Source organism: Streptococcus sp. 27098_8_22 (assembly GCF_041432415.1).
GTDB classification, from domain to species: Bacteria; Bacillota; Bacilli; order Lactobacillales; family Streptococcaceae; genus Streptococcus; species Streptococcus pseudopneumoniae_M.
The window spans coordinates 101,755-114,499 of record NZ_JAPVZP010000004.1 but is presented as its reverse complement, the minus strand read 5'-3'; the positions used below and the strand labels follow the sequence as shown (position 1 = coordinate 114,499).

Here is a 12,745-nt window from a genome sequence, read left to right as displayed (position 1 = left end):
GGTCGATAGTTTTTTTATCTAGAATATTTTTTTCTTTGAATATCATAAAAAATAAAGACAATAATGGCTATAAGAGAACAACTTGCTCCAGCAACAAATCCTTTTGGTATAAAGGAAAGGGTAATAGTTCCTTCACCTTCAGGAACATCAATTTTCATAAATCCAGTTTGTGCCTGTTGAATTTGTAATTTTTTACCATTTTGATAAGCAGACCATCCTTGATCGTATGGAATTGTGAAAAAGATCGATGTCTCATTCTTTACCTTATAATTTACAGTGACTTTATTTTTATAAGAGCTCACCTCTACTGGATTTTCTTTTATTTTGCGTATAGCCTCCGTATATTTCTTAGTATCTAAGCGATAGAAAGTTGGAGATTCAAATGATACTTGAGCATTTCCTGGAAACTTAACTTGGATATCAAAAGTTTGTTTATGTTCTGTATATCCAAGATTGAAAAATGTAAAAGCATTATCTGTGGTAAAGGATTTTTTTTCACCATTGACAATGATGTCAACTTGCTTTTTCTTATCATTTGAAAAATTTAGCTTGGTCATGGAAAGGTAAACCTGACTATTATCAGGTACTTCAATGCTGTAGCTGATAGTTGCATCTTCAGTATCAGTTCCGTTTAGATTGACCACGCTGTCACCAGAGTCTGTATGATGATTTATCAGATAAAAGTACTCTTCATTTAAGCCAGCAATTTGATTTAAAAATTGAGTTTGGTTATCAAGAGTATGGTCATTAAAAGTTACATCTTTGTAAAGAGACTGTGTAGCAAAAGCAATTGGGAGAGCGAATTGATTTTTATAAAGGGTTAGATTATCTTTTTGATAGCTTGGATGAAAACCATATTTATCTGGATAGGCTTCAGAAATATTGTAGCTGATTCCAAATAAACTATCTGCAATGATAGTATTATTTGCATAACGAAGATTAAGGTTGGTACCTGAAGATTTAAAACCCAACTTATCTAACGTTGTACTTGCAGAACGATTACGAACAGATGAAAATTGTGAGATGCCATTGTAGTTAAATTTCATGCTATCGTTTCCAGTTTGAGTTTGTAACTTTTCAGTTCGTGTAAATGTATCTGGTTGCTGTTTGGTATACTTCAAAATAGCTTCCATACTTGGAATATCTTTATCATAGGTACTACGAGAAGCAAATCCCCATTCTTTCGTAATTCCATTTAGTTGAGATGAAGTATTAAAACTAATTTCACTTATTGTAAATATCAAAATAAGAATTGAAAAGATTTTTGGAGAAATCAGTTTTTTAATAAGTGCCAATAATAACAGTAAGTATACCACTAAGAATTCAAGCGTTAAGAGTATATTTAATTTAGTTAAAAACGAATAATGATTTTTAAAATAAATGGTTGCCAGATAGCCAGATAAAAGTAAAGTTATTGAGAATAAAACGTTCCACAATTTTATATCTTTAACTCTATTAAAAACTTCTGCTGATATATAAATTAAAAGAGTAGAGAAAATCCACGCATAGCGATGAAGAAACATATTTGGCGCGTGCATTCCTTGCCAAAATAAATCTAAGGCTTCTAGATAAAAACTAGCAATGATGATAATGAGTAGAGTTGCATAGCATAGTTTCACGTGAAACTTAATTGATTTTAATGTAAAGAATACAATTGTTAAGATAAAAGGAAGGAGGCCAACAAAAATCATTGGGATGGAACCATACTTAGTTGTATCGAAAGCACCAATGAATTGTTTAGCGAATAGATCTAGATACCAACTGGTATCTGTTTTTATTTTTGTAATAGCGGTTAGTTTTTCACCATGAGTTCTTAAATCAAACAAGGTTGGGAGTGTCATGATGAAACTTGTTAAACCAGCGAGTAAGGATGTTAGGAAAAAATCAAGAAAAGAATACTTGCGACTTTTAAAATCCCAGGAAAGTTGGCAAAAATACCAAACTACTAAAAACAGGGCAGTCATATAACCAAAATAGTAGTTTTGGATAAATAATATTGACAAACTTGTAAAGTATAGAATACGTTTTTTTTTCGTTATGAGTAGATGTAAACCAGTTAAAATTAAGGGAATTAAAATAAAAATATCTAACCAGGTTTTAATCTCAAGTTGACTAACTGTAAAGCTCATTAAAGCATATGAGGTAGATAAAGCTAATCGAAGTGAGGCTGGTATATTTTTAAATAGTTTACTCAAGCTAAAAAAGGTTGACAGACCTATCAAGCCAAATTTCAACAAGGTTGAAAGATAAACTGCATCTGGCATGCTTGATACATCAAAAAAATAAACAAGAGGAGATAGAAAACTACCAAGGTAATAACTGGACAAGGCATAAAAATTGAGACCTAGACCGCTGGTAAAAGTATAAAATAGACTATCACTCCCATGTAAAATATTACGAAGATTAAGATCAAAAATAACATATTGATGAAATCCATCCCCTAATAAAGGTGAAGTATCACTATTCCAGTAGATACCTTGAGAAAGATAGACTCCGAACATAATCACTAGGGGAATGATGAAAGAAATAAGATAGGTCCAATAGTTTCTGAAAAATGTTTTCATGTTACCTCATAGAATGTTAGAAAACTCAGTTGGTTAATCCAACTGAGTTTTAAAGTATTATTTAGTCTTTCCAAAGTTCTTTGACTTTTGCTTGTACTTCAGCATTTTCTAAAAATTCATCATAGGTTTCATCGATACGGTCGATTACACCGTTTTTAGATAGGACAATAATGTGGTTAGCCAATGTTTGAATGAATTCATGGTCATGGCTGGCGAAGATGATAGATTCTTTGAAGTTTTTCAATCCATCGTTCAAACTTGAAATAGATTCCAAATCTAGGTGATTAGTAGGATCGTCAAGTACTAGAACATTTGATTTTAAAAGCATGAGTTTCGATAGCATCACGCGCACTTTTTCTCCTCCTGACAAGACATTTACAGGTTTGTTAACCTCATCTCCAGAGAAGAGCATACGACCAAGGAAACCACGCAAGAAGGTATTGTCATCTTCTTCTTTACTTGCAAATTGGCGCAACCAGTCAAGAATAGATTCACCCCCAGCAAAATCAGCTGAATTGTCTTTTGGTAAGTAAGAACGACTAGTTGTAACTCCCCACTTGACAGTTCCTTCATAGTCGATATCACCCATAATAGCACGGATGAGAGCAGTTGTTTGGATATCGTTTTGTCCGATAAGAGCTGTCTTGTCACCTGGACGCAAGATAAAGCTGATGTTGTCAAGAATAGTTTCGCCATCAATCTTGACAGATAGATTTTCTACTGTCAAGAGGTCGTTACCGATTTCTCGTTCAGCTTTAAAGTTGATAAATGGATATTTACGACTAGATGGTACAATTTCTTCAAGTTCAATCTTATCAAGCATTTTCTTACGTGATGTTGCTTGTCTTGATTTAGAAGCATTAGCAGAGAATCGAGCAACGAATTCTTGGAGTTGCTTAATTTTTTCTTCTGCTTTTGCATTACGGTCTGCTAGCAATTTAGCAGCAAGCTCAGAAGATTCTTTCCAGAAATCGTAGTTTCCGACATAGAGTTTGATTTTTCCAAAGTCAAGGTCGGCCATATGAGTACATACTTTGTTTAAGAAGTGACGGTCATGGGATACGACAATAACGGTGTTATCAAAGTCAATCAAGAAATCTTCTAACCAAGTAATAGATTGGATATCAAGACCGTTGGTTGGCTCGTCTAGAAGAAGAACATCTGGTTTACCAAACAAGGCTTTAGCAAGGAGAACTTTCACTTTATCTCCATTTGCTAGTTCACTCATATTTTGGTAATGAAGATCTTCAGGGATATTCAAGTTTTGCAAGAGTTGTGAAGCTTCACTCTCAGCTTCCCAACCACCTAGTTCAGCAAATTCTCCTTCAAGCTCAGCTGCACGAACTCCATCTTCATCAGTAAAGTCTGCTTTCATATAGATAGCATCTTTTTCTTTCATGATGTTGTATAGTTTTTCATTACCCATGATAACAACATCAATAACACGTTCATCCTCATAGTCAAAGTGATTTTGACGAAGCACAGAAAGACGTTCATCAGGTCCAAGAGAAACATGACCAGTTGTAGGTTCGATATCACCAGCTAAGATTTTTAAAAATGTTGATTTACCTGCACCGTTAGCACCAATTAAACCATAGGTGTTTCCTTCTGTAAATTTAATGTTGACCTCATCAAAAAGTTTGCGATCACTAAAACGTAGTGAAACATCAGATACTGTTAGCAATTTTTTTCTCCTATTATATGTAATACTCTAATTCTACTAGAAAATCAGCAAATATTCAAATTTTTATCTGTCAATTATTTGTAAAGGATGTTTACAAATAGTTTACAGTTGAGTAGTTGAAATCGTAATTATTTGATAAAAAAATTTATCTGTCTTTTTATCAAAAAAATGCTATAATTGAAAGGACCATATCAAAGGAGAATAAGATGAATAAACCCATTATTTTAACAGGAGATCGTCCAACGGGTAAATTACATATTGGGCACTACGTTGGTAGTTTAAAAAATCGTGTCTTATTACAGCAAGAAGATAAATATGACATGTTTGTTTTTTTGGCTGACCAGCAAGCTTTAACTGACCATGCAAAAGATCCACAAACTATTGTAGAGTCTATTGGGAATGTTGCCTTGGACTATCTTGCAGTGGGATTAGATCCTAATAAATCAACGATTTTCATTCAAAGTCAAATTCCAGAATTGGCAGAGTTGTCTATGTATTACATGAATCTGGTGTCTTTGGCTCGTTTGGAGCGTAATCCTACTGTAAAGACAGAAATTGCTCAGAAAGGATTTGGAGAAAGTATTCCAACTGGATTTTTAGTTTATCCAATTGCTCAAGCAGCAGATATCACAGCTTTTAAGGCTAACTATGTTCCTGTAGGTACAGACCAAAAACCGATGATTGAACAAACTCGTGAAATTGTGCGTTCATTCAACCATGCCTATAATTGTGATGTTTTAGTAGAACCAGAAGGAATTTATCCAGAAAATGAAGGAGCAGGTCGCTTACCTGGTCTTGATGGAAATGCCAAAATGTCTAAATCGCTTAATAATGGTATCTACTTGTCAGATGATGCAGATACTTTGCGTAAGAAAGTAATGAGTATGTATACAGATCCAGATCACATTCGTGTCGAGGATCCAGGTAAGATTGAAGGAAATATGGTATTCCATTATTTAGATGTTTTCGGACGTCCTGAAGATGCTCAAGAAATTGCTGACATGAAAGAGTATTATCAACGTGGAGGTTTAGGTGATGTAAAGACTAAACGTTATCTACTGGAAATCCTAGAACGTGAACTTGGTCCAATCCGTGAACGCCGCCTTGAATATGCCAAAGATATGGGTGAAGTGTATAATATGCTTGAAAAAGGTAGTGAAAAAGCTCGAGAAGTTGCTGGCCAAACGCTATCAGAAGTAAAATCAGCAATGGGTCTAAATTACTTTCATTAATAGATAAAATACGAACTCTAAAACTATCTCTTCTTTAAAGTTAAAGGGATAGTTTTTTTACATTATCTGTTATCAATATAATTGACAAATTTTCATAGAATGGTATGATAGATACAATACAAAAAGCGTCAAGCTCAAAAAGAAAGAAAAGAGGAAACTTCAATGTCTAATTGGGACACTAAATTTTTGAAAAAAGGTTTTACCTTTGATGATGTATTGCTTATTCCAGCAGAGAGTCATGTATTGCCTAATGATGCGGATTTAACAACAAAATTGGCAGATAATTTGACTTTAAATATCCCAATTATTACAGCAGCCATGGATACTGTAACAGAAAGCCAAATGGCTATTGCTATTGCGCGTGCAGGTGGTCTTGGTGTTATCCATAAAAATATGTCTATTGAACAGCAGGCAGATGAAGTTCGTAAGGTAAAACGTTCTGAAAATGGTGTTATCATTGATCCATTCTTCTTGACTCCAGAGCATACAATTGCAGAAGCAGATGAACTCATGGGACGTTACCGTATCAGTGGTGTTCCAGTGGTTGAAACTCTTGAAAATCGTAAATTGGTTGGTATTTTAACAAACCGAGACCTTCGTTTTATTTCAGATTACAATCAACCAATCTCAAATCATATGACCAGCGAGAATCTTGTTACTGCTCCTGTTGGAACAGATCTTGAAACAGCTGAGAGCATTCTTCAAGAACACCGTATTGAAAAACTTCCTTTGGTTGATGAAGAAGGTCGACTTTCTGGCTTGATTACGATTAAAGACATTGAAAAAGTAATCGAATTTCCAAATGCTGCAAAAGATGAGTTCGGTCGTCTTCTAGTTGCAGGTGCGGTAGGTGTAACTTCTGATACTTTTGAACGTGCTGAAGCCCTCTTTGAAGCAGGAGCAGATGCAATTGTCATCGATACAGCACACGGACACTCTGCAGGGGTTCTTCGTAAAATCGCTGAAATCCGTGCCCATTTCCCAGACCGTACACTGATTGCTGGGAACATCGCTACTGCTGAAGGTGCGCGTGCCCTTTATGATGCAGGAGTTGACGTTGTTAAAGTTGGTATTGGGCCAGGTTCAATCTGTACAACTCGTGTTATCGCAGGTGTAGGAGTTCCACAAGTTACAGCTATCTATGATGCAGCAGCAGTTGCACGTGAATATGGCAAAACAATCATTGCTGATGGTGGAATCAAGTATTCTGGAGATATTGTAAAAGCCCTTGCTGCTGGTGGAAATGCAGTAATGCTTGGATCAATGTTTGCAGGAACAGATGAAGCTCCAGGAGAAACTGAAATCTTCCAAGGACGTAAGTTCAAGACATACCGTGGTATGGGTTCAATCGCTGCAATGAAGAAAGGTTCAAGCGACCGTTACTTCCAAGGCTCTGTCAATGAAGCAAATAAACTCGTTCCAGAAGGAATTGAAGGTCGTGTTGCTTACAAAGGAGCAGCAGCTGATATCGTATTCCAAATGATTGGTGGTATCCGATCTGGTATGGGGTATTGTGGTGCAGCTAACCTTAAAGAATTGCATGATAATGCTCAATTTATCGAAATGTCAGGTGCCGGTCTAAAAGAAAGCCATCCACACGATGTGCAAATCACAAATGAAGCACCAAACTACTCAATGTAATAAAAAATCTCCTGTAAAACAGGAGATTTTTTATTATTTACGCTAATGTAAATATCGGTTTACAGATAATTGACCATTCTTTACAGTGAATATACTGAGATTATCAGGTAAGTTTTGAAGATGCTCTAAACTAGTTGTTGTAATAAAGGTTTGAATATTTTGAGATATAGTTTCTAATAATTTAAGTTGACGAGTATTGTCAAGTTCACTCATAACATCGTCAAGTAAAAGTATAGGCGATTCTTTTGTAATGCTCTCCATTAATTCTATTTCTGCAAGTTTTATAGATAAAACGAGACTACGATGTTGTCCTTGACTTCCAAAGCTTGCGTCCATTCCATTGATTAAGAAAATCATATCATCCCGATGAGGACCAACTCCAGTATTCTTTTTAAATAAATCTCTTGATCTACTTTTTTGAAGTGCTACATAAAAAGATTCTGATAGGTGTTCCTTGTCAGTAAAGTTTACAGATGGTTGATAAAAAATTGACAACTCTTCTAATTGGTTCGAAATATCAAAGTGTTTTTCACGACCAAAAGACTCCATTTTTTTGATAAATTCTTTTCTGTGGACCATCACTCGACAACCATAGTCTACTAGCTGGTCATCCAGAACAGATAAAAAGGTTTCGTCAATCTGATTCGCTGACTTTAAGTAGGTATTTCTTTGTTTGAGCACATGGTTGTAGCTTGACAAGTCTGACAAGTATATGGGTTTGATTTGCCCTAACTCCATATCTATAAACTTACGTCGGATAGCTGGTGCTCCTTTGACAAGTTGTAAATCTTCGGGTGCAAATAGAACAACATTCATGTGTCCAATATAGTCAGATAGCCGAGCTTGCTTTAAGTGATTGACTTTAGTAATCCGACCTTTTGGGGTTAAGTCAATCTCAAGTGGAACAGTAGTCGTTCGTTTTTGAAGAATTCCAGAAACTTGAAGTTGTTGTTCTTCAAATTGAATTAAATTTTTGTCCGTCTTTGTTCGATGACTTCTAGTTAAAGCTAAAAAGTAAATACTTTCCAGAAGATTGGTTTTGCCTTGTGCATTTCGACCAACAAATACATTCAATTTAGGATTAAACTCAATCTCAGTATCCTGATAGTTTCTAAATTGCTTGATGGATAAGTTTTTTAGCCACATACTTATCTACCTGGGAAACGTGGTGCAGTTTTTGTTTCAGCTTTCTGGGTCTTTTTTGTTGGCTTTTTTTTGACCGTCTTATTCATTTCTTTGACAAGTTTAGCCACACGTTCTTTCTCAAGTTTTTCTTGGAGATATTCTTCCTGTTCTTCTAAGCTCGGTTGCGTCAGAATGATTTGGATTTTCATGTCAGGAATGTCGATAGAGTCTCCGATTCTTACTTTTTTCCCACGACGATTTTCTAATTCCTCATTAAAATAGACAAGATGTTCAGCTAAAAAGGATTTAATAGCTCCGCCACTGTGTATAATACCAAGTTCTTTCAAGAGAGCTTGGAGAGTGATAAATTCTTCAAATAATTTGTATTCCATAGTTCACCTCAATCTTTGGTATTATACCATATTTTACCTTGAAATGGCAGAGGTAAATTCGTTAGAAATGAAAGCGATTTTAATTCTAAAAGGGGTAAAGAGAACAAGAAAAATTTCTCTTTTCATGGTATAATAGAATTCTATGTAGAAGGAGGTAAGCGATGGAGTTAGTACCTGGAATTGCAGTGCATTTTATCCAATCAAAAAAATTTAAAACTAATAAAATTACTGTGCGTTTTACAGCTCCGTTGTCTTTGGATTCAATTTCAAGCCGCATGTTAAGTGCCAGTATGCTTGAAACTGCTAACCAAAGTTATCCAACTGCTCAACTGTTTAGAAAACGTTTAGCAACCTTGTATGGAACTGATTTGTCAGCGCACGCCTATCGAAGAGGACAAAGTCATCTTGTGGATTTGAGTATTTCCTATGTGCGTGATGAATTTTTAAGTAAGAAAAACGTATTAACTTCTCAAATTTTAGAATTACTGTACCAGGTTCTGTTTACACCATTGTCGGATGAGGATGGATTTGAGAAAAATGCTTTTGACATCGAGAAAAAACAGATCTTATCAAGGCTAGAATCAGAATTGGAAGACCCATTCTTCTTTGCCCATAAAGAGTTAGATCAATTGTTTTTCCAAGAAGAATCAATGCAGCTAGTTCCTAAAGATTTGATTTCTAGAATTTCAGAAGAGACTCCAGAAACATGTTTTTCAAGCTATCATAAAATGCTAAAAGAAGACCAAATAGATATTTTCTTCTTGGGTGACTTTAATGAAATTGAAGTTTTAGAGTTTTTACATAAATTTCCTTTAACAGGTCGTAAATCAGCTGTAAACATTCAATATCAGCAACCCTATTCTAATATTCTTAGAGAAGGTATTGTTAGAAAGAGATTAGGACAGTCTGTTTTAGAGATGGGTTACCATAGTTCAGTGGCATATGGTGATGAAGCACAGATGGCAGTGCTTCTTGTCAATGGTCTTTTAGGAGCCTTTCCTCATTCGAAACTGTTTACCCAAGTGCGAGAAAAGGAAGGTCTGGCCTATACTGTATCGAGTCATTTGGATCTTTTTAGTGGATTTTTACGATTGTTTGCTGGAATCGATCGGCAAAATCGAAATAAAGTAAGAAAATTGATGAATCATCAGTTGCTTGACATAAAAAATGGCAAGTTTACAGATAAGGAAATTGATCAGACCAAACAAATGATTCGTCGATCCTTACTACTAGCTCAGGATAATCAAGATTCTATTGTCGATAAATATTATCTGTCAACTTTTTTTGGGAAAGCGAATCTTGATACAAAAACTTTAATCGATAAGCTTGAACAAATTGATAGAGAAGCGATTTGTGAAGCAGCAAATAGTTTTAAGTTGCAGGCTATTTATTTTATGGAAGGAGCAGAATGACCAGACCTATTTTTCAAAAGAAATATTATCCTGCTGTAAAAGAAACTTTGTATCAAACTAGATTAGAAAATGGTTTGACAGTTACTTTACTACCTAAAAAGGATTTTAACGAGGTTTATGGAGTTGTGAGTGTCCAAGTCGGTTCTGTTGACACAAGGTTTACAGTAGATGGTAAGGGCTTGCAACAATATCCTCAAGGGATCGCTCATTTCTTAGAACATAAGCTTTTTGAAAGAGAAGATTCTGGAGATGTTATGGCAGCTTTTACAGAGCTAGGGGCTGAAAGTAATGCCTTTACGAGCTTTACAAATACTAGCTATCTTTTCTCGACCTCTGAAAATGTTCTAGAGTGCTTAGATTTGCTTGAAGAACTTGTCACTACTTTCAATATGACTGAAGAATCTGTGGAGAGCGAAAAGGATATCATTCAGCAGGAAAGAGAGATGTATCAGGATGATCCGGATTCTTGTCTATTTTTCAAGACTTTGGCAAATCTCTATCCAGAAAGTCCATTAGCTTCAGATATTGTTGGCAGTGAAAACTCCATTGATGCAATTTGCCTGGAGGATTTGAAAGAGAACTTTAAAGAGTTTTACAGACCTGTCAATAGTAATATCTTTTTAGTGGGGAATTTTGATTTTGAACTGCTTGAAGATTATTTTACTAAGAAATCTTATCTTCAAGAGAAAAAACATGAGTTTAAAAGAGAACAAATACCTTTACATCCTGTAAAGACTACTGAAAGTATACGGATGGACGTGGCTTCTCCAAAATTAGCGATTGGTATTAGAGGAAATAAAGAAATCGGAAATCGAGATCAATATCGTTATCATCTTTTATTGAAATTGTTGTTTACAATGATGTTTGGTTGGACTTCACAAAGATTTCAAAGATTATATGAGTGTGGAAAACTGGATGCTTCTTTATCTCTAGAAATAGAAGTGGATCCTCGTTTCCACTTTGCGATGTTGACAATGGATACAAAGGAACCTGTGGCACTTTCTCATCAATTTCGTAAAGCTATTCGCAATTTTATGAAAGATGAGGATGTAACAGAAGATCATTTGGATATTGTAAAAACTGAGATGTATGGGGAATTTCTTCATAGTATGGATTCCTTAGAATATATTGCTACTCAGTATCATCCAACTGAGACAGGCTCGACCCTGTTTGACCTTCCTAAACTTTTGCAGGAAATTACTTTAGAAGATGTTCTAGAAGCAGGACATGATTTGATAGATAATAGCGATATGGTTGATTGTACAATTTTCCCGATATAATCGCTAGAAAATACACTAGAAAGAAGGGATGTTAAGTATGAGAAAAAAAACAATTGGTGAGGTCTTACGTCTTGCAAGAATTAACCAAGGACTGAGCTTAGAAGAATTGCACAGAAAGACAGATATTCAGCTGGATTTGTTGGAGGCAATGGAGTCAGATGATTTTGACAAACTACCGAGTGCTTTTTATGCTCGTTCATTTTTGAGAAAGTATGCTTGGGCTGTTGAATTAGATGAAAATATCGTTCTAGATGCCTATGATTCGGGAAGTATGATTACTTATGAAGAAGTTGATGTAGATGAGATTGAACTTTCAGGACGTAGACGGTCTAATCGAAAGAAAAATTCATTTCTCCCGCTATTTTACTTTGTTCTTTTTTCTTTATCAATTTTAATTTTTGTAACCTACTATGTGTGGAATTATATTCAAACCCAACCAACTGCGTCTTCTGCAGCAACTTATAGTGTTGTGAGTTCAACAAGTAGCTCTAGTAGTGTAGCATCAAGTAGTAGTCAAGCTACTAGTTCATCAAGTTCGAGCGAGGCAACTACTTTGACTGTTTCAGGTCAGGGAGATGCTTTATCAGTGGAATATAAGACATCTAAAGATTCTGCGGAGCTTCAATTATCTGTTACAGATGCAACAAGCTGGATTAGTGTTTCGGATACTGATTTAGCAGGAGGAGTGACTCTTGAACCTAATAATAAAATAGCTAAAACAACCATTTCTAAAGGATCTCCAGTAACCATAACATTGGGTGTTGTTAAAGGAGTGTCAGTGAAAATTGATAATAAGGAAATTGACACTTCAAAATTAACTGGTCAAACTGGTTGGATTACTCTAACATTAAGTTCAAACTAAAGGAAGGATAACATGAAAAAAGAGAATATTCCTAATATGCTTACGCTTGGTAGAATTTTATTTATTCCGATTTTTATTCTCCTTCTATCAGTTGGACCATCTCCAGTGTTACATAAAATAGCAGCAGTTATTTTTGCTATTGCCAGTATCACTGATTATCTAGATGGTTATTTAGCTAGAAAATGGCAAGTGGTTAGTAATTTCGGAAAGTTTGCAGATCCAATGGCTGATAAATTATTGGTCATGTCAGCCTTTATCATGTTGGTCGGTCTAAAGATGGTACCAGCTTGGGTGGTAGCAGTTATTATCTGCCGTGAACTTGCAGTCACTGGTTTGCGCTTGCTCTTAGTTGAAACAGGGGGTACCGTTCTAGCTGCTGCTATGCCTGGAAAAATCAAGACATTTAGTCAGATGTTTGCGATAATATTCTTGCTACTTCACTGGAATGTGCTTGGTCAGATAACTCTTTATATTGCCTTGTTCTTCACAGTTTATTCTGGCTATGATTATTTCAAGGGAAGCGCATATTTGTTTAAAGGAACCTTTCGTTAGA

10 protein-coding genes are annotated in these 12,745 nt (G+C 35.3%); 6 read left to right on the top strand and 4 right to left on the bottom strand.

Translation table 11 applies throughout. From position 1 onward, the window contains the following. Positions 1–14: 14 nt before the first annotated feature. Positions 15–2,564, bottom strand: a complete 2,550-nt coding sequence (locus tag O3633_RS06520; RefSeq protein WP_371620783.1) for a YfhO family protein — start codon at positions 2,562–2,564, stop codon at positions 15–17. A gap of 61 nt (positions 2,565–2,625) precedes the next feature. Continuing rightward, positions 2,626–4,248 carry an ATP-binding cassette domain-containing protein gene (locus O3633_RS06515; RefSeq protein ID WP_045762408.1) on the bottom strand — a complete coding sequence of 541 codons (1,623 nt, stop codon included), beginning with the start codon at positions 4,246–4,248 and terminating at the stop codon, positions 2,626–2,628. Between the two features lie 206 nt (positions 4,249–4,454). On the opposite strand from O3633_RS06515, the gene trpS reads away from it, so the two are divergent. Both trpS and guaB read left to right on the top strand, forming a co-directional pair. Further along, the gene (gene trpS / locus O3633_RS06510) at positions 4,455–5,480 is read left to right on the top strand and encodes a tryptophan--tRNA ligase (RefSeq protein WP_371620782.1); all 1,026 of its coding nucleotides are present in this window, start codon (positions 4,455–4,457) and stop codon (positions 5,478–5,480) included. 162 nt (positions 5,481–5,642) lie between these two features. Next, positions 5,643–7,121 carry an IMP dehydrogenase gene (gene guaB / locus O3633_RS06505; RefSeq protein WP_045762410.1) on the top strand — a complete coding sequence of 493 codons (1,479 nt, stop codon included), beginning with the start codon at positions 5,643–5,645 and terminating at the stop codon, positions 7,119–7,121. A 42-nt stretch (positions 7,122–7,163) separates the two neighbouring features. Here guaB and recF read toward each other — a convergent pair whose 3' ends face one another. Beyond that, positions 7,164–8,267, bottom strand: a complete 1,104-nt coding sequence (gene recF, locus O3633_RS06500; RefSeq protein WP_371620781.1) for a DNA replication/repair protein RecF — start codon at positions 8,265–8,267, stop codon at positions 7,164–7,166. 2 nt (positions 8,268–8,269) lie between these two features. Next, positions 8,270–8,638, bottom strand: coding sequence for a S4 domain-containing protein YaaA (yaaA, locus tag O3633_RS06495; RefSeq protein ID WP_371620780.1), 369 nt, complete (start codon positions 8,636–8,638; stop codon positions 8,270–8,272). Positions 8,639–8,799: 161 nt separating this feature from the next. On the opposite strand from yaaA, the gene yfmF reads away from it, so the two are divergent. From yfmF to pgsA, 4 genes are read left to right on the top strand one after another with little or no spacing between them, the layout of a single operon-like run. Further along, positions 8,800–10,050, top strand: a complete 1,251-nt coding sequence (yfmF, locus tag O3633_RS06490; protein ID WP_371620779.1) for an EF-P 5-aminopentanol modification-associated protein YfmF — start codon at positions 8,800–8,802, stop codon at positions 10,048–10,050. Next, complete coding sequence (gene yfmH, locus O3633_RS06485; protein ID WP_371620778.1) at positions 10,047–11,330, top strand: EF-P 5-aminopentanol modification-associated protein YfmH; 1,284 nt, start codon at positions 10,047–10,049, stop codon at positions 11,328–11,330. The genes yfmF and yfmH overlap by 4 nt, the downstream gene beginning before the upstream one ends. Before the next feature lie 37 nt (positions 11,331–11,367). Continuing rightward, complete coding sequence (gene rodZ / locus O3633_RS06480; protein WP_371620777.1) at positions 11,368–12,192, top strand: cytoskeleton protein RodZ; 825 nt, start codon at positions 11,368–11,370, stop codon at positions 12,190–12,192. A gap of 12 nt (positions 12,193–12,204) precedes the next feature. Next, positions 12,205–12,744, top strand: coding sequence for a CDP-diacylglycerol--glycerol-3-phosphate 3-phosphatidyltransferase (gene pgsA / locus O3633_RS06475; protein WP_371620776.1), 540 nt, complete (start codon positions 12,205–12,207; stop codon positions 12,742–12,744). The last annotated feature ends 1 nt before the right edge of the window (position 12,745 follow it).

Excerpts from the sequence above, each read along its gene's own strand:
- O3633_RS06520 (WP_371620783.1), bottom strand. The coding sequence starts at position 2,564 with ATGAAAACATTTTTCAGAAACTATTGGACCTATCTTATTTCTTTCATC.
- trpS (WP_371620782.1), top strand. The coding sequence starts at position 4,455 with ATGAATAAACCCATTATTTTAACAGGAGATCGTCCAACGGGTAAATTA.
- guaB (WP_045762410.1), top strand. The coding sequence starts at position 5,643 with ATGTCTAATTGGGACACTAAATTTTTGAAAAAAGGTTTTACCTTTGAT.
- recF (WP_371620781.1), bottom strand. The coding sequence starts at position 8,267 with ATGTGGCTAAAAAACTTATCCATCAAGCAATTTAGAAACTATCAGGAT.
- yaaA (WP_371620780.1), bottom strand. The coding sequence starts at position 8,638 with ATGGAATACAAATTATTTGAAGAATTTATCACTCTCCAAGCTCTCTTG.
- yfmF (WP_371620779.1), top strand. The coding sequence starts at position 8,800 with ATGGAGTTAGTACCTGGAATTGCAGTGCATTTTATCCAATCAAAAAAA.
- yfmH (WP_371620778.1), top strand. The coding sequence starts at position 10,047 with ATGACCAGACCTATTTTTCAAAAGAAATATTATCCTGCTGTAAAAGAA.
- rodZ (WP_371620777.1), top strand. The coding sequence starts at position 11,368 with ATGAGAAAAAAAACAATTGGTGAGGTCTTACGTCTTGCAAGAATTAAC.
- pgsA (WP_371620776.1), top strand. The coding sequence starts at position 12,205 with ATGAAAAAAGAGAATATTCCTAATATGCTTACGCTTGGTAGAATTTTA.